2 protein-coding genes are annotated in these 22,970 nt (G+C 74.6%); both read left to right on the forward strand.

Annotated features, from left to right (window positions below; genetic code table 11):
* Positions 1-48: 48 nt before the first annotated feature.
* Positions 49-10,923: a type I polyketide synthase gene (locus tag ACSHWO_RS35915; RefSeq protein WP_438319831.1), complete on the forward strand. Its 10,875-nt coding sequence runs from the start codon at positions 49-51 to the stop codon at positions 10,921-10,923.
* Entirely contained in the window at positions 10,920-22,895 is an 11,976-nt protein-coding gene (locus tag ACSHWO_RS35920) for an SDR family NAD(P)-dependent oxidoreductase (protein WP_438319508.1), read from the forward strand. The genes ACSHWO_RS35915 and ACSHWO_RS35920 overlap by 4 nt, the downstream gene beginning before the upstream one ends.
* Positions 22,896-22,970 lie beyond the last annotated feature (75 nt).

The raw sequence follows: 22,970 nt of genomic DNA on the forward strand, positions 1-22,970 counted from the left end.
CCCACGGGGACCCGAAAGCTCGCGGTGGCCGCGCAGAGAGGCTCGATGGTGTCGAATACAAACCAGGACCGGATGCAGGCCGCCCTGCCAGCGATTCGCGCGCTGCAGAAGCGCGCCGCTGACCTGGAGGCGAAACAGTCCGAACCGATCGCGGTCGTGTCGATGGCCTGCCGCCTCCCCGGCGGCATCGACACCCCCGAGGGCTTCTGGGAGCTGCTCGCCTCCGGCGGCGACGTGGTGGGCGGCCTACCGGACCGCTGGAGCGGGCTCGACCTGTACGACCCGGACCCGGAGGCCGTCGGCAAGACGTACTCCCGGAACGGCGGCTTCCTCGACGGCGTCGAGGACTTCGACGCCCCGTTCTTCGGTATCTCGCCGCGCGAGGCGTTGACGATGGACCCGCAGCAGCGCCTGGTCCTGGAAGCCTCGTGGGAGGCCCTGGAGCGGGCCGGCATCCGCCCCGACTCGCTGATGGAGAGCCGCACGGGCGTCTACCTCGGCACCATGAGCTCCGACTACGGCCACCTCGGCCGCGACCTGGACGCCCTCGACGGGTACGTCAGCACCGGCAAGGCCTCCAGCGTCGTCTCCGGCCGCGTCTCCTACACCCTGGGCCTGCAGGGGCCGGCCGTGACCGTCGACACCGCCTGCTCCTCCTCCCTCGTCTCCGTCCACCTGGCCGTGCAGGCGCTGCGGCAGGGCGAATGCGAACTCGCCCTCGCGGGCGGCGTGACCGTCATGAGCGCCCCCTCCCTCTTCGTGGAGTTCTCCCGGCTGAAGGGCATGGCCGCGGACGGCCGTTGCAAGTCCTTCTCCGCGCAGGCCGACGGGGCGGGCTGGTCCGAGGGCGTCGGCGTCCTCGCCCTCAAGCGCCTGTCGGACGCCCAGCGCGACGGCGACCGCGTCCTGGCCGTCATCCGCGGCTCGGCCGTCAACCAGGACGGCCGCAGCCAGGGCCTGACGGCGCCGAACGGCCCGTCCCAACAGCGCGTCATCCACGACGCCCTGACCGCCGCCCGCCTCACCCCCGCCGACATCGACGCCGTCGAAGCGCACGGCACGGGCACCTCGCTGGGCGACCCCATCGAGGCGGGCGCGCTGGCCGAGGTCTTCGGCCCCGGCCGGGACTCCGAGCGCCCGGTGTGGCTCGGCTCGTCCAAGTCGAACATCGGGCATGCGCAGGCCGCCGCCGGCGTCATCGGCGTGATCAAGATGGTCCTGGCGCTGGAGCACGGCCTCCTCCCCAAGACCCTCCACGCCGACGAGCCGACCCCGCTGATCGAATGGGATCGCAGCGGGCTCCAACTGCTGAACGAGGCCCGGCCGTGGGAGCGGGGCGCGGAGCGCACGCGCCGCGCCGGCATCTCGTCGTTCGGGCTCAGCGGCACCAACGCCCACGTGGTGCTGGAGGAGCCACCGACGGCGGCACCGGCCGACCCCGGGGCTGCCGCTGAGGAACGGCCGCCGGGCCCGCTTCCGGTGGTGGTGTCCGGGCGTGACGAGGCTGCGCTGCGTGAGCAGGCGGGGCGTTGGGCGGACTGGCTGGAGGCCCGTCCGGGTGTCGGGGTGGCGGATGTTGCGGTGACGGCTGCTCGGCACCGGACGCATTTCGAGGCGCGGGCGAGTGTCGTGGCTGCGGACTCCGCGGGTCTGGTCGAGGCGCTGCGTGCGCTCGCCGAGGGCGTCTCCCACGATGCGGTGGTCACGGGCTCGGCTTCCCGGCGCGGGAAGGTCGTGTTCGTCTATCCGGGCCAGGGAAGTCAGTGGGTCGGCATGGGGCGTGAGCTCCTCGCCCACAACCAGGTGTTCGCCGACACCATCGATGCGTGTGATGCGGCTCTGCGTCCGTTCACGGGTTGGTCGGTGCGTGAGGTGCTGGCCGGTGAGGAGGGGGAGCACCCGCCGTTCGACCGTGTGGACGTCGTCCAGCCCGCCCTGTTCGCGATGGGTGTCGGTCTGTCCGCGGTGTGGCGTTCGCTCGGTGTGGAGCCGGCCGCGGTGGTCGGCCACTCGCAGGGTGAGGTGGTCGCCGCGGTGGTGAGCGGTGCTCTGACCTTGGAGCAGGGCTCCCAGATCGTCGCCGCGCGTTCCCAGGCGGTACTGGCCTGCGCCGGTCAGGGCGGTATGGCGCTGATCGAGCGCCCGGTCGCGGTGGTGGAGGAGTTCCTCGCCCCGTACGGGGACGCGCTGTCGGTGGCGGCTGTCAACACGGCCGGTTCGACGGTGATCTCCGGTCAGGCGGACGCGATCGCGGGGATCGTGGCCGAGTTGTCCGAGCAGGGGGTGTACGCCCGGAAGATCAACGTGGACTACGCGTCCCACAACGCCCAGATGGACCCCCTCCTCCCGGAGCTGGCCAAGGGCTTCGAGGGCCTGGTCCCGTCCGGCACGGACATCGCCTTCTACTCGACCGTGACGGGCGAGACCGCCGACGGCACCGCGCTCGACGGCGCGTACTGGTGCCGCAACCTGCGCGAGCCCGTCCGCTTCGACCGCGCGCTGGAGAGGCTCCTCGACGACGGTCACACCGTGTTCGTCGAGATCAGCGCCCACCCGGTGCTGTCCATGCCGCTGACCGACGGCAGTGCGGAGCGCGGCGGGATCGTCGTCGGCTCCCTCGCCCGCAACCACGGCGGCCCCACCCAGCTGCTGCGCAACCTCGGTCTCCTCCACGTCCAGGGCCACACCCTCGACTGGGACCGCGTCCTCGGCACCACCGCCACGAACCTCGCGGACCTGCCGACCTACCCCTTCCAGCGCGAGCGCTTCTGGCTCGAGTCCGACGGGCGCACGGGCGACGTCCGCTCGCTGGGTCTCACGGCCTCCGCGCACCCGTGGCTCGGCGCCGTCACCGCCCTGGCCGACGGCGAGGGGTACCTCTTCACCGGCCGCCTCGGCGCGGCGCAGCACCCTTGGCTCAGGGAACACGCGGCCTTCGGCACGGCGCTCGTTCCCGGTACCGGCCTCCTCGAACTCGTCCTCACCGCCGCCGAGCACGTCGGTGCCGCGGGCGTCGCCGAACTGGCCCTGGTCGAACCGCTGCTGCTCGGCACCGACGAAGGCGTGCGCCTCCAGGTCGCCGTCGGTGCACCGGACGCCACCGGGCGCCGGCCCGTCAGTGTCTACAGCCTCCCCGAGAGTGCGCCCGAGGACTCCCCGTGGCGCCAGCACGCGGCCGGCGCCCTCGCGCACCCCCCGACCGGGGCCGCGATCCCCGACACCCATGCCTTCGCCGAGCTGGCCCAGTGGCCGGTCCCCGGCGCGGAACGGGTCGACCTCGACGGTTTCTACGACCGTCTGCGCGCCCGTGGCCTGGACTACGGGCCGGCCTTCCGGGGCCTGACCGAGCTGTGGCGGCAGGGTGACACCGCGTACGGGCTCGTCCGGCTGCCCGAGGGCCTGAAGGTGGACGAGTTCGGCGTCCACCCCGCCCTCCTCGACGCCGCCCTGCACGCCCTGGTCGGCGTCCAGGACACTGACGGCGACGCGGCCGGCGACGGCTCGCAGGTCCTGTTGCCGTTCGAGTGGACGGGCGTCGAGCTCCACGCCGCCGGAGCCACTGAGCTCCGTGTGCGGGTCGACCTCGACCCCCGTCAGAACAGCGTCCGCGTGACCGTGACCGACCCGGCCGGCCGTCCCGTCGCCCACGCCGACGGACTCCAGCTGCGCGCCGCCGGCGCCGAGCAGCTGCGGTCCGCCGAGACCGTCGACCACCTCTACCAGGTCTCCTTCCAGCCCCTCCCCGCTCCGGAGGAGGCCCCGGACGGGGTGACGTGGGTCCTCGGTGACGACGCCCTGGGCTTCGCTGCCGCATACGCCGATGCGAACGCGCTCTTCGCCGCCCTCGTCGACGACGACGCCGACAGCGGCACCCCGGACCGCGTCCTCGTCGACGCGACCCGCCCGACCGGGGCGACGGCCCTCGGCGAGACCACCGCAGCCCTGGAGCTGCTCCAGCGGCTGCTGGCCGAGCCGCGCCTGGAGTCGGCCGAGCTGGTCTGGCTCACCCGGGGCGCGGCGGCCTGCGACGGCCCCGTGCACGACCTCGCCCGCGCCGGTCTGTGGGGCCTGCTCCGCACTGCCCGCGGCGAACACGCCGAGCGCGTGATCCGGCTCGTCGACGTCGACGGTGACCCGGCTTCCATGGCCGCGGCCGCCGAGCGCGCGCTGCTCGTCGCGGGCGAGCCCGAAGTCGCCGTGCGTCGGGGCGAGGTGCGGGTGGCGCGTCTGGTGCGTGCGGAGTCGGGTGGTGCGTCGCTGCCGGAGTTCGCGGTTGACGGTGCGGTGCTGGTGACGGGTGGTACGGGTGAGTTGGGTCGGTCGGTGGCCCGTCATCTGGTCGCCGTGCACGGGGTCCGGCATCTGGTGCTGACCTCCCGGCAGGGCCCGGACGCCCCTGGCGCCGGGGAGCTGGCTGCTGACCTGGAGGCGGCGGGCGCGGACAGCGTGCGGATCGTCGCCGCCGACGTGTCGGACCGCGGCCAGGTCGCGGGGCTGCTGGCGAACGCGGACCGGCCGTGGACGGCGGTGTTCCACCTCGCCGCGGTCCTGGACGACGGTCTGCTGGTGTCGCAGGACGCCGAGCGGCTGGCCCGTGTCTGGGGCCCGAAGGCCGAGGCTGCCCTGCACCTGCACGAGCTGACCCGTGAGCTGGGCCTGGACCTGTCGGCGTTCGTGTTGTTCTCGTCCGCCGCCGGTGTGCTCGGTGGTGCGGGCCAGGGCAACTACGCCGCGGCGAACACGTTCCTGGACGCCCTCGCCGCCCACCGGCGCGGCCTCGGTCTCCCGGCGACGAGCGTGTCGTGGGGTCTGTGGCAGCAGGCCGGACAGGGGCTGACCGCCACCCTCGGCCAGGCCGAACTCGCCCGGCTGCGTCGCCAGGGCGTCGCCGCGCTGAGCGCCACCCAGGGACTGGCCGCCCTCGACGCGGCCCTGGCGGCCGACCGGCCGCACCTGGTCCCCGTACGCCTCGACCTCACCGCGCTCCAGCGAGAACTGGACGGGGACGGAACCGTTCCGGCCCTGTTCCGGGGTCTGCTACGCATCCGGCGCCGGCGGGCCGGGCAGTCCGCAGGTACGCCCTCCGGGCTGCGCGAACAGCTGGCGGCGCAGCCGGAGGCGGAGCGTCTGCCGTCGCTGGTCCGGCTGGTGCAGAGGGAGGCGGCAGTCGTGCTCGGCATGGCCTCCGCCGACGCGGTCGGCGCCCAGCAGGTCCTGAAGGAGCTCGGCATCGACTCCCTCATGGCCGTCGAGCTGCGCCGCCGCCTGTCGGCCGAGACCGGCGTCGCGCTGCCCTCCACGCTCGCCTTCGACTACCCGACCCCGGCCGCGATCGCGGCCCTGCTCCTCGACAAGCTGGCGCTGACGGACAAGGCGGAGCGGCAGCCCGGCACGCGCCGCATTGCCGCCGCCGTCCCCGCGGCCGACGACCCGATCGCGGTCGTGTCGATGGCGTGCCGCCTCCCCGGCGGCATCGACACCCCGGAGGGCTTCTGGGAGCTGCTCGCCTCCGGCGGCGACGCGGTGGGCGGCCTGCCCCCGCGCTGGGACGGCCTCGGCGTCTACGACCCCGACCCGGAGGCCGTCGGCAAGAGCTACGCCCGCGAAGGCGGCTTCATCAGGGACATCGAGCGCTTCGACGCCTCGTTCTTCGGGATCTCGCCGCGCGAGGCCGTCTCGATGGACCCGCAGCAGCGCCTGGTCCTGGAGGCCTCCTGGGAGGCCCTCGAACGGGCCGGCATCCGCCCCGACACCCTCACCGAGAGCCGCACCGGCGTCTACCTCGGCGCGATGACCTCCGACTACGGCCACCAGGGCAAGGACCTCGACGCCCTCGACGGCTACACCAGCACGGGCTACGCGGGCAGCGTCATCTCGGGCCGCGTCTCGTACGCGCTCGGCCTGCAAGGACCGGCCGTGACCGTCGACACCGCCTGCTCGTCCTCGCTGGTCGCGCTGCACCTGGCGGCGGGTGCCCTGAGGCAGGGCGAGTGCGAACTCGCCCTCGCGGGCGGCGTGACCGTGATGAACACCCCTTCCCTCTTCGTGGAGTTCTCCCGGCTGAAGGGCATGGCCGCGGACGGCCGCTGCAAGTCCTTCTCCGCGCAGGCCGACGGGGCGGGCTGGGCCGAGGGCGTCGGCCTCCTCGTCCTCAAGCGCCTGTCGGACGCCCAGCGCGACGGCGACCAGGTGCTCGCCGTGATCCGCGGCTCGGCCGTCAACCAGGACGGCCGCAGCCAGGGCCTGACGGCGCCGAACGGCCCGTCCCAGCAGCGTGTGGTCCAGGACGCGCTCCGGGCGGCAGGGCTGACCCCGGCGGACATCGACGCGATCGAGGCGCACGGCACCGGTACCACGCTGGGCGACCCCATCGAGGCGGGTGCGCTGGCAGAGGTGTTCGGCTCGGACCGCGATGCAAAGCGGCCCGTCTACCTGGGCTCTTCGAAGTCCAACATCGGGCATGCCCAGGCCGCCGCCGGCGTGGTCGGCGTGATGAAGATGGTCCTGGCGCTCCAGAACGAGACCCTGCCCAAGACCCTGTACGCCGACGAGCCGAGCCCGCACATCGAGTGGGACGGCAGCGGGCTCCAGCTGCTGAACGAGGCCCGGCCGTGGGAGCGCGGCGCGGAGCGCGCCCGCCGCGCCGGCGTCTCGTCCTTCGGCCTGAGCGGTACGAACGCCCACGTGATCGTGGAGGAGCCGCCGGCCAGCAGCCAGGCCCCGACGGCCGCCGAGACGCCCGAGGCGTCTGCGGTGCCGCTCCCGGTGGTGGTGTCCGGGCGGGACGAGGCTGCGCTGCGTGAGCAGGCGGGGCGTTGGGCGGACTGGCTGGAGACCCGTCCGGAGGGCGGCTTGGTCGATGTGGCGGTGACGGCGGCCCGGCACCGCACCCACTTCGAGTCGAGGGCGAGTGTCGTCGCGGCGGACTCGGCGGGTCTGGTGGAGGCGCTGCGGGCGGTGGCCGAGGGTAACTCCCACGAGGCCGTGGTGACCGGCACCGCGCGTGAGCGCGGGAAGGTCGTGTTCGTCTATCCGGGCCAGGGAAGTCAGTGGGTCGGCATGGGGCGTGAGCTCCTCGCCCACAACCAGGTGTTCGCCGACACCATCGATGCGTGTGATGCGGCTCTGCGGCCGTTCACGGGTTGGTCGGTGCGTGAGGTGCTGGCCGGTGAGGAGGGGGAGCACCCGCCGTTCGACCGGGTGGACGTCGTCCAGCCCGCCCTGTTCGCGATGGGTGTCGGTCTGTCCGCGGTGTGGCGTTCCCTGGGTGTGGAGCCGGCCGCGGTGGTCGGCCACTCGCAGGGTGAGGTGGTCGCCGCGGTGGTGAGCGGTGCTCTGACCTTGGAGCAGGGCTCCCAGATCGTTGCCGCGCGTTCCCAGGCGGTACTGGCCTGCGCTGGTCAGGGTGGTATGGCGCTGATCGAGCGTCCGGTCGCGGTGGTGGAGGAGTTCATCGCCCCGTACGGGGACGCGCTGTCGGTGGCGGCCGTCAACACGGCCGGTTCGACGGTGATCTCCGGTCAGGCGGACGCGATCGCGGGGATCGTGGCCGAGTTGTCCGAGCAGGGGGTGTACGCCCGGAAGATCAACGTGGACTACGCGTCCCACAACGCCCAGATGGACCCCCTCCTCCCGGAGCTGGCCAAGGGCTTCGAGGGCCTGGTCCCGTCCGGCACGGACATCGCCTTCTACTCGACCGTGACGGGCGAGACCGCCGACGGCACCGCGCTCGACGGCGCGTACTGGTGCCGCAACCTGCGCGAGCCCGTCCGCTTCGACCGCGCGCTGGAGAGGCTCCTCGACGACGGTCACACCGTCTTCGTCGAGATCTCCGCCCACCCGGTGCTGTCGATGCCGCTGACCGACGGCAGTGCGGAGCGCGGCGGGATCGTCGTCGGCTCCCTCGCCCGCAACCACGGGGAACCGGCCCAGCTCCTGCGCAACCTCGGTCTCCTCCACGTCCAGGGCCACACCCTCGACTGGGACCGCGTCCTCGGCGCCGGGGACCTCGTAGCGCTCCCTTCGTACGCCTTCCAGCGCGAGCACTACTGGCTGGAGGCCGCCAAGCCCTCGGGCAACGTCCGTTCGGTAGGCCTCGACGTGGCCGAGCACCCGTGGCTCGGGGCGGTCACCGCCCTGGCCGACGGCGAGGGGCACGTCTTCACCGGCCGCGTCTCGCTCGCCGAGCACCCCTGGCTCGCCGAACACGCGGCGTTCGGCACCGTCCTCGTCCCCGGCACCGGGCTGCTCGAACTCGCCCTCGCCGCCGCCCACCACGTGGGCGCGGAGTTGGTCGAGGAGCTCACGCTGCTGGAGCCGCTGACCCTGGCCGAGGACTCCGTCCTGCGCCTCCAGGTGGTCGTCGGTGCGGCCGACGGCACCGGCCGTCGGCCGGTCACGGTCTACAGCCGCCCGGACGACGCCTCCGACTCCGTCTGGCGTCGTCACGCCACGGGCGAGCTGTTGGAGGAGGCCAGCGCCGAGTCCGACGCCGAGGCCTTCGCCGAGCTGGTGCAGTGGCCGGTCGCGGGTGCCGAGCGGGTCGACCTGGACGGTTTCTACGAGGGTTTCCGGTCCCGTGGCCTGGACTACGGGCCGGCCTTCCAGGGCCTGACCGAGCTGTGGCGGCAGGGTGACACCGCGTACGGGCTCGTCCGGCTGCCCGAGGGCCTGAAGGTGGACGAGTTCGGCGTCCACCCCGCCCTCCTCGACGCCGCCCTCCACACCCTCATGGGCGTACGCGGCCAGGACCCGAACGACCGGCAGGTCTTCCTCCCGTTCGAGTGGGCGGGCGTAGAGCTGCTCGCCTCCGGAAGCACCGAACTGCGCGTCCGGATCGATCTCGACGCCACCCGCACCAACGCCCGCATCTGGGCCGCCGACCCCGCCGGGCAGCCCGTCGTACGGGCGCGCGGTCTCGCGATCCGTGAGGCGAGCGCCGAGCAGGTCCGGGCGGGGGAGCGGGCCGAGCACCTGTACCGGGTCGAGTTCCGCCCCGCCCGCACCACACCGGCCGAGGCCGAGCCGGTGGGGGGGACCTGGTCCCTGGACGGTGATGCCGCCCTGGCGGCCGCCCCCGGCGCGCAGGTCTTCCCCGATCTCGACGCGCTCCTGACCCACCTCTCCGAGGCGGCGGACGCCCCGGACCGCATCCTCATCGATGCCACCGGCCCCGCCGCTGCCGTCGGCGCCCGCACGCTGACCACTGGCGCGCTCCATACCCTCCAGCGACTGCTGGCCGAGCCGCGCCTGGAGCCGACCCAGCTGGTCTGGCTGACCCGCTCGGCCGTCGACGCGGGTGACGGCGTCGTCACCGACACCGCCCGCGCCGGTCTGTGGGGCCTGATCCGGGCGGCCCGTGCCGAACACGCCGAGCGCGTGATCCGCCTCATCGACCTCGGTACCGAGGACGCGAGCGACACCACCGCGCTCGCACAGGCCCTCACCCTGGCCGACGAGCCCGAGATCGCCGTGCGTCGGGGCGAGGTGCGGGTGGCGCGTCTGGTGCGTGCGGAGTCGGGTGATGCGTCGCTGCCGGAGTTCGCGGTTGACGGTGCGGTGCTGGTGACGGGTGGTACGGGTGAGTTGGGTCGGTCGGTGGCCCGTCATCTGGTCGCCGTGCACGGGGTCCGGCATCTGGTGCTGACCTCCCGGCAGGGCCCGGACGCCCCGGGTGCCGGGGAGCTGGCTGCTGACCTGGAGGCGGCGGGCGCGGACAGCGTGCGGATCGTCGCCGCCGACGTGTCGGACCGGGGCCAGGTCGCGGGGCTGCTGGCGAACGCGGACCGGCCGTGGACGGCGGTGTTCCACCTGGCGGCGGTCCTGGACGACGGTCTGCTGGTGTCGCAGGACGCCGAGCGGCTGGCCCGTGTCTGGGGCCCGAAGGCCGAGGCTGCCCTGCACCTGCACGAGCTGACCCGTGAGCTGGGCCTGGACCTGTCGGCGTTCGTGTTGTTCTCCTCCGCCGCCGGTGTCCTCGGTGGTGCGGGCCAGGGCAACTACGCCGCGGCGAACACGTTCCTGGACGCCCTCGCCGCCCACCGGCGCGGCCTCGGTCTCCCGGCGACGAGCGTGTCGTGGGGACTGTGGCAGCAGGCCGGACAGGGGCTGACCGCCACCCTCGGCCAGGCCGAACTCGCCCGGCTGCGCCGACGCGGCATTGCCGCCCTCAGCGAGAAGCAGGCACTGGCCGCCCTGGACGCCGCCCTGGCATCCGGCCGGCCGCACCTGGTCCCCGTACGCCTCGAACTCACGCCGCTGCAACGCGAGCTGGACAACGGCGCCGAGGTGCCGGCCCTGCTCCGCGGGCTGCTGCGCGCGCCGCGCAAGCGGGCCGGCAGCGAGGCGTCGGCCGGGGCGAGCGGGCTGCGCGAGCAGCTGACGGCGCTGCCGGAAGCCCAGCGACTGACCTCCCTCACCCAGCTGGTGCAGCGGGAGGCGGCCGTGGTCCTCGGGGCCTCCGGCGCCGGAGGCATCGGCGCCCAGCAGGTCCTGAAGGAACTCGGCATGGACTCCCTCATGGCCGTCGAGCTGCGGCGCCGGCTGTCCGCCGAGACCGGGGTTCCCCTGCCGTCCACGCTCGCCTTCGACTACCCCACCCCCACGGCCATCGCCGGCCTCCTCCTCGACAAGCTGGCCCTCGGGGCCGGGGCCGGGGCCGGGGGCACGGCACGGGCCGGACAGCGCGTGACGAAGAACCAGATCGACAACCTCGTGGAACTCCTGCGTTCCGCGTCACCGAAACAACTCGAGGAAACGGGGCTGGCCGCCGGACTGCTGGCCCTGCGCGACGGCCTGACCAAGGCCGCAGCCGCGACCGGTGCCGCCGAAGGCCCCGAAGCCGAGCCCGAAGCCGAACTCGGCGGCGACAGCACCGATGACCTCCTGCAGTTCCTGGATCGCAAGCTTGGAGTGAGTGAATGAGCGCGTCCGAAGTCGAGAAGCTGGAAAAGCTCGAGGCGTACCTGCGGCGCACCGCCACCGCGCTCGTCGAGACGGAGAAGGAACTCAACGCCGAGCGGGCCGCACGCACCGAGCCCATCGCGGTCGTGTCGATGGCCTGCCGCCTGCCGGGAGGCATCGACACCCCGGAGGGCTTCTGGGAGCTGCTGGCCTCGGGCGGCGACGCGGTGGGCGGCCTGCCCCCGCGTTGGGACGGCCTGGGTGTGTACGACCCCGACCCGGAGGCCGTCGGCAAGAGCTACGCCCGCGAAGGCGGCTTCATCGAAGGCGCCGAGGGCTTCGACGCCTCGTTCTTCGGGATCTCGCCGCGCGAGGCCGTCTCGATGGACCCGCAGCAGCGCCTGGTCCTGGAGGCCTCCTGGGAGGCCCTGGAGCGGGCCGGGATCCGCCCGGAGTCCCTCGCGGAGAGCCGTACGGGCGTCTACCTCGGCACGATGAGCTCCGACTACGGCAACCAGCAGGGCGCCGACCTCAACGCCCTCGACGGGTACGTGAGCACCGGCAACGCCTCCAGCGTCGTCTCCGGCCGCGTCTCCTACACCCTGGGCCTCCAGGGGCCGGCCGTGACCGTCGACACCGCCTGCTCCTCCTCCCTCGTCTCCATCCACCTGGCCGTGCAGGCCCTGCGGCAGGGCGACTGCGAACTCGCCCTCGCCGGCGGCGTCACCGTCATGTCCACTCCGGCGCTGTTCGTTGAGTTCTCCCGGCTGAAGGGCATGGCCGCGGACGGCCGCTGCAAGTCCTTCTCCGCGCAGGCCGACGGCGCCGGCTGGGCCGAAGGCGCCGGTGTCATCGTCCTGAAGAAGCTGTCGGACGCCCAGCGGGACGGCGACCGCGTCCTGGCCGTCATCCGCGGCTCGGCCGTCAACCAGGACGGCCGCAGCCAGGGCCTGACGGCGCCGAACGGCCCGTCCCAGCAGCGCGTCATCCACGACGCCCTGACCGCCGCCCGCCTCACCCCCGCCGACATCGACGCCGTCGAGGCCCACGGCACGGGCACGCCCCTCGGCGACCCCATCGAGGCCGGCGCACTGGCCGGGGTCTTCGGCCCGGACCGCGACGAGCAGCGGCCGGTCTACCTGGGCTCCTCGAAGTCCAACATCGGGCACGCCCAGGCCGCCGCCGGCGTCATCGGCGTGATCAAGATGGTCCTGGCACTCCAGAACGAGACCCTGCCCAAGACCCTCCACGCCGACGAGCCGAGCCCGCACATCGAGTGGGACGGCAGCGGGCTCCAGCTGCTGAACGAGGCCCGGCCGTGGGAGCGTGGCGCGGAGCGCACGCGCCGCGCCGGCGTCTCGTCCTTCGGCCTGAGCGGTACGAACGCCCACGTGGTCCTGGAGGAGCCGCCGGCCAACAGCCAGGCCCCGACGGCGCCTGACGCGCCCGCGATGCCGCTCCCGGTGGTGGTGTCCGGGCGGGACGAGGCTGCGCTGCGTGAGCAGGCGGGGCGTTGGGCGGACTGGCTGGAGACCCGTCCGGAGGGCGGCTTGGTCGATGTGGCGGTGACGGCGGCCCGGCACCGCACCCACTTCGAGTCGAGGGCGAGTGTCGTCGCGGCGGACTCGGCGGGTCTGGTGGAGGCGCTGCGGGCGGTGGCCGAGGGTAACTCCCACGAGGCCGTGGTGACCGGCACCGCGCGTGAGCGCGGGAAGGTCGTGTTCGTCTATCCGGGCCAGGGCAGCCAGTGGGTCGGTATGGGCCGTGAGCTGCTGGCCCGGAACGCGGTGTTCGCGGAGGCGATCGATGCGTGTGATGCGGCTCTGCGGCCGTTCACGGGTTGGTCGGTGCGTGAGGTGCTGGCCGGTGAGGAGGGGGAGCACCCGCCGTTCGACCGGGTGGACGTCGTCCAGCCCGCCCTGTTCGCGATGGGTGTCGGTCTGTCCGCGGTGTGGCGTTCCCTGGGTGTGGAGCCGGCCGCGGTGGTCGGCCACTCGCAGGGTGAGGTGGTCGCCGCGGTGGTGAGCGGTGCTCTGACTCTGGAGCAGGGCTCCCAGATCGTTGCCGCGCGTTCGCAGGCCGTGCTGGCCTGCGCTGGTCAGGGTGGTATGGCGCTGATCGAGCGTCCGGTCGCGGTGGTGGAGGAGTTCATCGCCCCGTACGGGGACGCGCTGTCGGTGGCGGCCGTCAACACGGCCGGTTCGACGGTGATCTCGGGTGTGGCTGACGCGATCGCGGGGATCGTGGCCGAGTTGTCCGAGCAGGGGGTGTACGCCCGGAAGATCAACGTGGACTACGCGTCCCACAACGCCCAGATGGACCCCCTCCTGCCCGCCCTCGCGGACACCTTCCGGGATCTTGCGCCGTCCGGCACGGACATCGCCTTCTACTCGACCGTGACGGGTCAGACCGCCGACGGCACCGCGCTCGACGGCGCGTACTGGTGCCGCAACCTGCGCGAGCCCGTCCGCTTCGACCGCGCCCTGGACCGGCTCCTCGACGACGGTCACACCGTCTTCGTCGAGATCTCCGCCCACCCGGTGCTGTCGATGCCGCTGACCGACGGCAGTGCGGAGCGCGGCGGGATCGTCGTCGGCTCCCTCGCCCGCAACCACGGGGAACCGGCCCAGCTGCTGCGCAACCTCGGTCTCCTCCACGTCCAGGGCCACACCCTCGACTGGGACCGCGTCCTCGGCACCACCGCCACGAACCTCGCGGACCTGCCGACCTACCCCTTCCAGCGCGAGCACTTCTGGATGGACACCCCGAAGTCCGGAGACGCACGGGGAGTCGGTCTCGACGTCTCCGACCACCCGTGGCTCGGTGCGGTCACCGCCCTCGCCGACGGCGAGGGGCATCTGTTCACCGGCCGTGTCTCGCTCGCCGAGCACCCCTGGCTCGCCGGGCACGCGGCGTTCGGCAGCGTCCTCGTCCCCGGCACCGGGCTGCTCGAACTCGTTCTCACCGCCGCCGACCACGTCGGTGCCGCGGGCGTCGCCGAGCTGGTGCTCACCGAGCCGCTGCTCGTCGGCGCGGACGAGGGCGTACGCCTCCAGGTCGCCGTCAGCGCGCACGACGCGACCGGCCGCCGTCACGTCAGTGTCTACAGCCGGCCCGAGGGCAGCGACGGGGAATGGCGTCGTCACGCCACGGGCGAGCTGTTGGAGGAGGCCAGCGCCGAGTCCGACGCCGAGGCCTTCGCCGAGCTGGCGCAGTGGCCGGTCGCGGGTGCCGAGCGGGTCGACCTGGACGGTTTCTACGAGGGTTTCCGGTCCCGTGGCCTGGACTACGGGCCGGCCTTCCAGGGCCTGACCGAGCTGTGGCGGCAGGGTGACACCGCGTACGGGCTCGTCCGGCTGCCCGAGGGCCTGAAGGTGGACGAGTTCGGCGTCCACCCCGCCCTCCTCGACGCCGCCCTCCACACCCTCATGGGCGTACGCGACGAGGAAGCGCGGCAGCGCGTGTTCATGCCGTTCGAGTGGACCGGCGTCGAACTGCACGCCGCGGGTGCCACCGAGTTCCGCGTCCGCATCCACGTCACGTCGGGCACCGACGACCACCTCGCACTCACCGTGGCCGACCACACCGGCCGCCCCGTCCTGCGCGCCCGCGGCCTCGCGATCCGTGAGGCGAGCGCCGAGCAGGTCCGGGCGGGGGAGCGGGCCGAGCACCTGTACCGGGTCGAGTTCCGCCCCGCCCCCACCACACCGGCCGAGGCCGAGCCGGTGGGGGAGACCTGGTCCCTGGACGGTGATGCCGCCCTGGCGGCCGCCCTCGGCGCGCAGGTCTTCCCCGATCCCGACGCGCTCCTGACCCACCTCTCCGAGGCGGCGGACGCGCCCGACCGCATCCTCGTCGACGCGACCCGCCCGACCGGGGCGACGGCCCTCGGCGAGACCACCGCAGCCCTGGAGCTGCTCCAGCGGCTGCTGGCCGAGCCGCGCCTGGAGCCGACCCAGCTGGTCTGGCTGACCCGCTCGGCCGTCGACGCGGGTGACGGCGTCGTCACCGACACCGCGCACGCCCCCCTGTGGGGCCTGATCCTGGCGGCCCGTGCCGAGCACGCCGAGCGCGTGATCCGCCTCATCGACCTCGGTACCGAGGACGCGAGCGACGCCACCGCGCTCGCACGGGCCCTCACCTACACCGGCGAGCCCGAGATCGCCGTGCGTGAGGGGGAGATCCGCACGGCCCGCCTGGTCCGCACGAGCACACCGGCCGAGACCCCGCGGCTGGACCCGGAGGGCTCCGTCCTCGTGACGGGTGGTACGGGTGCGTTGGGTCGGTCGGTGGCCCGTCATCTGGTCGCCGTGCACGGGGTCCGGCATCTGGTGCTGACCTCCCGGCAGGGCCCGGACGCCCCGGGTGCCGGGGAGCTGGCTGCTGACCTGGAGGCGGCGGGCGCGGACAGCGTGCGGATCGTCGCCGCCGACGTGTCGGACCGGGGCCAGGTCGCGGGGCTGCTGGCGAACGCGGACCGGCCGTGGACGGCGGTGTTCCACCTGGCGGCGGTCCTGGACGACGGTCTGCTGGTGTCGCAGGACGCCGAGCGCCTGGCCCGTGTCTGGGGCCCGAAGGCCGAGGCTGCCCTGCACCTGCACGAGCTGACCCGTGAGCTGGGCCTGGACCTGTCGGCGTTCGTGTTGTTCTCGTCCGCCGCCGGTGTCCTCGGTGGTGCGGGCCAGGGCAACTACGCCGCGGCGAACACGTTCCTGGACGCCCTCGCCGCCCACCGGCGCGGCCTCGGTCTCCCGGCGACGAGCGTGTCGTGGGGTCTGTGGCAGCAGGCCGGACAGGGGCTGACCGCCACCCTCGGCCAGGCCGAACTCGCCCGCATGCGCCGTATGGGCATCGGTGCCCTCACCGAGCAGCAGGGCCTCGCCGCCCTCGATGCCGCCCTCGGCTCCCCGCACCCCCACCTCGTCCCGGTCAAGCTCGACCTGGTCACCCTGCGACGGAGCCCCGACGGGGCGCCCGCCCTGCTGCGCGGCCTCGTCCGGGCCCCGCGCAAGCGCGTCGGCGAGGCTGCTGCGGCGGTGTCCGGGCTGCGGGAGCAGCTGGCGGCGCAGCCGGAGGCCGAGCGGCTGCCGTCGCTGGTCCGGCTGGTGCAGCGGGAGGCGGCAGTCGTCCTCGGCATGGCCTCCGCCGACGCGGTCGGCGTCCAGCAGGTCCTGAAGGAGCTCGGCATCGACTCCCTCATGGCCGTCGAGCTGCGCCGCCGCCTGTCGGCCGAGACCGGCGTCGCGCTGCCCTCCACCCTCGCCTTCGACCACCCGACCCCGGCCGCGATCGCGGCCCTGCTCCTCGACAAGATGGCCCTGGGCGGCACGCCCAAGCCCAAGCGCCGCACGGGCGCCCCGCGCCCGGCTTCCGTCGCGGCGGCCGATGACCCGATCGCGGTCGTGTCGATGGCCTGCCGCCTGCCGGGAGGCATCGACACCCCCGAGGCGTACTGGAACCTCCTCGCCGCGGGCGGCGACGCGATCGGCGGCCTGCCCCCGCGCTGGGACGACCTCGACGTGTACGACCCCGACCCGGAGGCCGTCGGCAAGAGCTACGCCCGCGAAGGCGGCTTCATCGACGCCGCCGAGGACTTCGACGCCGCCTTCTTCGGCATCTCGCAGCGCGAGGCCCTCTCCATGGACCCGCAGCAGCGCCTCGTCCTCGAAACGGCCTGGGAGGCCCTCGAACGCGCCGGGATCCGCCCCGACACCCTCAGCGAGAGCCGTACCGGCGTCTACCTCGGCGCCATGAGCTCCGACTACGGCGAGCAGGGCCGCGAACTCGACGCCTTCGACGGTTACGTGAGCACCGGCAACGCCTCCAGCGTCGTGTCGGGCCGCGTCTCGTACGCGCTCGGCCTGCAAGGGCCGGCCGTGACCGTCGACACCGCCTGCTCCTCCTCCCTCGTCTCCCTCCACCTCGCGGCCACCGCCCTGCGGCAGGGCGAGTGCGAACTCGCACTCGCCGGCGGCGTCACCGTCATGAGCACCCCCCGGCTGTTCGTGGAGTTCTCCCGCCTCAAGGGCATGGCGCCCGACGGCCGCTGCAAGTCCTTCTCCGCCCTGGCCGACGGAGCCGGCTGGTCCGACGGCGTCGGCATCCTCGTCCTCAAGCGCCTGTCGGACGCCCAGCGCGACGGCGACCGGGTCCTGGCCGTCATCCGGGGCTCTGCCGTCAACCAGGACGGCCGCAGCCAGGGCCTCACCGCCCCCAACGGGCCGTCGCAGCAGCGCGTCATCCACGACGCCCTGGAAGCCGCCCGCCTCACCCCCGCCGACATCGACGCCGTCGAGGCCCACGGCACCGGTACGCCGCTCGGCGACCCCATCGAGGCCGGCGCGCTCGCCGAGGTCTTCGGGCCCCGGCGAGCCCAGGACCGTCCGCTCTACCTCGGCTCGTCCAAGTCCAACATCGGGCATGCGCAGGCCGCCGCCGGCGTCGCCGGCGTCATGAAGATGGTCCTCGCGCTCCAGCACGAGACCCTGCCCCAGACCCTGTACGCCGACGAGCCCAGCCCGCACATCGCCTGGGACGGCAGCGGCCTGGAACTGCTGCGCGAGGCCCGGCCGTGGGAGCGGTCGGCCGCGCGCACCCGCCGCGCGGGCGTGTCCTCCTTCGGACTCAGCGGCACCAACGCCCACCTCGTCCTGGAGGAACCCCCCGCCCCGGCTCCCGCCCCGGCCCCCGAGGAGGCAGGTCCTGCCGACGCCGCGCAGGCCCACCCGTACCCGCTGGTCCTCTCCGGCCGTGACGAGAACGCCCTGCGCACGCAGGCCGCCCGCTGGGCCGACTGGCTCGCCGGCCGCCCCGGCATCCCGCTCGCCGACCTCGCGTACGCGGCGGCCCGCCACCGCACGCACTTCGAGCACCGCGCCGCCCTCACCGCGGCCACCACCGCCGAGGCCGTCGCCGCGCTGCGCACCCTCGCCGACGGCCGCACCCCGGCCGGCGCCGCCGAGGGCCCGGCCGCCGACAGTCCCCTCGCGGTGCTGTTCACCGGGCAGGGCAGCCAGCGGCCCGGCATGGGCCGCGCCCTGTACGCCGCCCTGCCGGTCTTCCGGCAGGCCTTCGAAGCGGCCTGCGCCGCACTCGACCCGCACCTGGACCGGCCGCTGGCCGAGCTCGTCCTCGGCGGCGACGCCGAGTCCGCGGACCTCGTCCACGAGACCGAGTACGCGCAGCCCGCCCTGTTCGCCGTCGAGACGGCCCTGTTCCGCCAGTGGGAGGCCTGGGGCGTGCGCCCCGCCGCCGTCGCCGGGCACTCCGTCGGCGAGCTCGCCGCCGCCCACGCCGCCGGCGTCCTCACCCTGGACGACGCGGCCCGCCTGGTCGCCGCCCGCGGCCGGCTGATGCAGGCCTGCGAACGCGGCGGCGCGATGGCCTCCGTCGAAGCCTCCGAGTCCGAGGTCCTGGAAGTCCTCGCGGGAGTCGCCGGCCGCATCTGCGTCGCCGGCGTCAACGGGCCCGCCCAGACCGTCGTCAGCGGGGACGGGGCCGCCGTGGCCGCCGTCACCGCCCGGTTCACCGACCTCGGCCGCCGCACCCGCAGCCTGACGGTCTCGCACGCCTTCCACTCGCCGCACATGGACGCCATGCTCGACGACTACCGGCGGGTCGCCGAGGACATCACCTTCGCCGCCCCGCGGATCCCGGTCGTCTCCACCGTCACCGGCGCCCGCATGGGGCCGGACCTCGGCCCCGGCGAGGGCCTGCGCTCCGCCGCGTACTGGGTGCGCCAGGTCCGCGAGGCCGTGCGCTTCCTCGACGCCGTACGGACCCTTGAGGCCGACGGCACCGGCCGCTACCTCGAATGCGGTCCGGCCGCCGTCCTGGCAGCCATGGGCGCCGCGTGCGTCACCGGGTCGGCCGTGTTCACCGCCTCCCAGCGCGCACCCAAGGCCGCCGACGCCCAGGCCGCCGGCCAGGCCGCGGACGAGGTCCGCGTCCTCGTCGAGGCCCTCGGCGCGCTCCACGCCGGCGGTCAGGACATCGCCTGGGAGGAGGTGTTCGCCGACCTGGCCGGCCCGACCGGCCCGCGCGACGGCCAGCACGCCGCGCCTGCCGCCGCCGCCCTCGCCGCCGAACTGCCCACCTACGCCTTCCAGCGCGAGCGGTTCTGGCTCGAGCCCGCCCGCAGTACCGCCCGCGGCGCCCGCGACACCGGTCTCGTACCGGCCGGGCACCCCTGGCTCGGCGCCGTCCTCACCCTCGCCGACGGGGAGGGCCAGCTGCTCTCCGGCCGGCTCTCCCTCGCCGACCACCCGTGGCTCGCCGACCACGCCGTCTTCGGCAGCGTCCTCGTGCCCGGCACCGGCGTGCTCGACCTCGCCCTGGCCGCGGCCGGCAGTGTCGGCGCCGCCCGGGTCGCCGGCCTCACGCTCGCCCAGCCGCTCGTCCTCACCGCCGGTGAGGCGCTGCGCCTCCAGGTGAAGGTGGGCGCCCCCGATCAGGACGGCCGGCGGACCATCGCCGTGCACAGCCAGCCCGAGACCTCCGCCGACCCGGCCGCCTGGACCCTCCACGCCTCCGGCGAACTCGCCGACGACCCCGTCCCGGACACCCCGGCCGGGCTCGCCGACCTCGCCCGCTGGCCGGTTCTCGGAGCCGAAGCCATCGGCCTCGACGGCTTCCACGACGAGCTCGGCGGCGACGGCCTCGACTACGGCCCGGCCTTCCGCGGCCTGACCGAACTCGCCCGCCACGACGGCGTCGGCTACGGCCGCGTCGTCCTGCCCGAGCCGCTGCGCCCGACCGTCGCCGGCCACGGCGTGCACCCCGCGCTCCTCGACGCGGCCCTGCACGTCCTCGCCGCCGTCGCCCCCGCCGGCGAACGGCCCGAAGGCACGGTCCTGCTGCCCTTCGCCTGGTCCGACGTGACCCTGTACGCCACGGACAGCACGGAACTGCGCGTCCGCGTCGCCCTCGCCGACGGCGCCGCGGACCCGCAGGCCGCGGCCGCCGGCTTCGGCGCCGCCGTCCTCGTCACCGACCCCTCCGGCGAACCCGTCCTGTCCGGCGTGCTCCAGGTCCGCCGGGCCTCCGCCGACCAGCTGCGGGTCACCCGCCCCTCGGACACAGAGCACCTCTACCGCGTCGAGTTCCAGCCGGTCACCGAGCCGGCCGTGCCCGCGGCCGCAGCCCCGGCCGCCACCTGGGTGATCGGCGGCAGCGGGGCCCTCGCCGAAACCCTCGGCGCCACCTGGGCCGCCGCCCCCGGACAGCTGCCCGCCGACGCACCCGCCCCCGACCGGATCGTCGTCGACGCCACAGCGGCCGACGCGGCCGACGCGGGCGACGCGGCCCGGGGCGCCCAGGCGACCACCCTGGTGGCCCTGGACCTCGTACAGCAGCTGCTCACCGAGCGTTACGCCGCGACGGAACTGGTCTGGATCACCCGGGACGCCGTCGCGGCCCGCCCCGAGGACACCGTCCCCGCACTGGCCCACGCCCCCCTGTGGGGCCTGGTACGGGCCGTCCGCGGCGAGGCCCCCGACCGCACCCTGCGCCTGCTCGACGTCGACACCGCGACCCCCGACCCGGCGGCCCTCACCGCCGCCCTCGCCGCCACCGGCGAACCCGAACTCGCGCTGCGCGGCAGCACCCTGCTCGCCCCCCGCCTCGTCCGCGCCGCCCCGGCCGCGCACGGCGGAGCGGCCCGGGGCGGCGCCACCACCCTCACCCCGCCCGCCGGGGACGGCCCCTGGCACCTGGACGTCCGCGAGAAGGGCAGCATCGACAGCCTCGAACTCGTCCCCGTCCCCGACGGCGGGCCGCTCGGCCCCGACGAGGTCCGCGTCGCCGTCCGCGCCGCGGGCATGAACTTCCGCGACGTCCTCAACACCCTCGGCATGGTCGCCACGCCCAAGCTCGGCCTGGAGTTCGCCGGCACCGTCCTGGAGACCGGACCGGAGGTCACCCACCTGCGGCCCGGCGACCGGGCCATGGGCCTCGCGCTCGGCGCGTTCGGCACCGAGGTCCGCGGCGACGGCCACCTGATGGCGAAGCTGCCCGACGCCCTCACCTTCGAGGAGGGCGCGACGATCCCGCTCGCCTTCCTCACCGCCTACTACGCCCTCACCGACCTGGGCGGGATCCGCCCCGGCGAGAAGCTCCTCGTCCACGCCGCGGCCGGCGGCGTCGGCATGGCCGCCGTCCAGCTCGCCCACCACCTCGGGGCCGAGGTCTACGGCACCGCCAGCCAGGGCAAGTGGGACGCGCTGCGCGCCCTCGGCCTGCCCGACCGGCGCATCGCCTCCTCCCGCGACACCGGCTTCGAGGAGAAGTGGCTCACCGCCACCGGCGGCGCCGGCTTCGACGCCGTCCTGAACTCCCTCGCCGGCGAGTTCACCGACGCCTCGCTGCGACTGCTGCCGCGCGGCGGACGCTTCCTGGAGATGGGCAAGACCGACATCCGCGACGCGGACCGGGTCGCCGCCGCCCACCCCGGCGTCGCCTACAGCGCCTTCGACCTGATGTCGCTGGACCCCCGCCACCTGCACCGGATGCTCACCGAACTGTCCGCCCTGCTCGCCGACCGGGTCATCGCCCCGCTGCCGTACCTCGCCCACGACGTACGGGAGGCCCCCGCGGCCTTCCGCTACATGGCGCAGGGCCGCCACACCGGCAAGCTCGTCCTCACCGTCGGCCGGGCCCTCGACCCGCAGGGCACGGTCCTGCTCACCGGAGGCACCGGCGAGCTCGGACGCAACCTGGCCGCGCACCTCGTCGCCGAACACGGCGTCCGTCACCTCGTCCTGACCTCCCGCCAGGGCATGGCGGCGCCCGGTGCGGACGCCCTGGTGGCGGCCCTCGAAGCGGCCGGCGCGGCCAGCGTCCGCATCGCGGCCTGCGACGTCTCGGACCGCGACGCGGTGGCCGCGCTGCTGGCCGACGCCGCCCGGGAACGCCCGCTGACGGGCGTGGTGCACCTCGCGGCCGTCATCGACGACGGCGTCGTCGGCAACCAGACGCCCGAGCGGTTCGCCCGCGTCCTCGCCCCCAAGCTGGCCGGCGCCTGGCACCTGCACGAGCTCACCCGCGACCTGGATCTGGCCGCCTTCGTCCTGTTCTCCTCCGTCTCCGGCACCCTCGGGTCGCCGGGCCAGTCCAACTACGGCGCCGCCAACGCCTTCCTGGACGCGCTCGCCACCCACCGGCTGCGCCGCGGCCTGCCCGCCACCAGCCTCGCCTGGGGCCTGTGGGCCCAGGAGGGGGCCGGCCTGACCGCCCAGCTGGGCGAGGCGGAGCTCGCCCGGATGCGCCGCCAGGGCGCCCGGGCCCTGACCGCGGCCGAGGGCCTCGCCCTCTTCGACGCGGCCCTGGCCCGCCCCGAAGCCCACCTGGTGCCGCTCAAGCTGGACACCGCGCAGTTGGCGGGCCAGGACGCGGCCCTGCTGCCGGCCCTGCTGCGGGCCCTGGTCCGTACGCAGCCCAGGAAGGCCAAGGAGTCCGCGGAGCAGGGTTCCGCCTTCCGCGACCGGCTGGCCGGGCTGTCCGTCGCGGAACGCGAGGCGGAGCTGGCCGCGTTCGTCCAGCGGGAGGTCACCGCGGTCCTCGGCCTGTCCGGCGAGGTGCCGCTGGACAAGCCGATGCACGAGTTCGGCTGGGACTCCCTGATGGCCGTCGAACTGGGCAACCGCATCACCAAGTACACGCAGGTGGCCGTGCCCAGCACGCTCGCCTTCGACTACCCCACGCCGCGCGCCATCGCCGGGTACCTGCTCGGCAGGCTCTCCTTCGACGGCGCCGCACCGCAGGCCCCCGGCGGCAGTGACACCGCGCCGCAGGACCCGGCGGAGGCCGCGCTGTGGGCCGTGCAGCGGATCGGCGTCGAACGGCTGCGCCGCAGCGGGCTGTTGGACCGGCTGCTGAAGCTCGCCGCACCCGACGACGACGCGGCAGAAGCCCCCGAGGACGCCCTGCAGACCGCTCGGGAACTGACGGAGGACGAGATGGACGCGGCCCTGGACGCGGTCCTCGGCGCCATCTGACCCCCTCCGGGGGCGACTCCGGTGTCACCCGCCCGGCCGCGGAAATGGCGAATTACATTTGCCGCGGCCGGGAAT

It is taken from the genome of Streptomyces pallidus (ex Mingjun et al. 2026) (assembly GCF_051550185.1).
Lineage (GTDB): Bacteria > Actinomycetota > Actinomycetes > Streptomycetales > Streptomycetaceae > Streptomyces.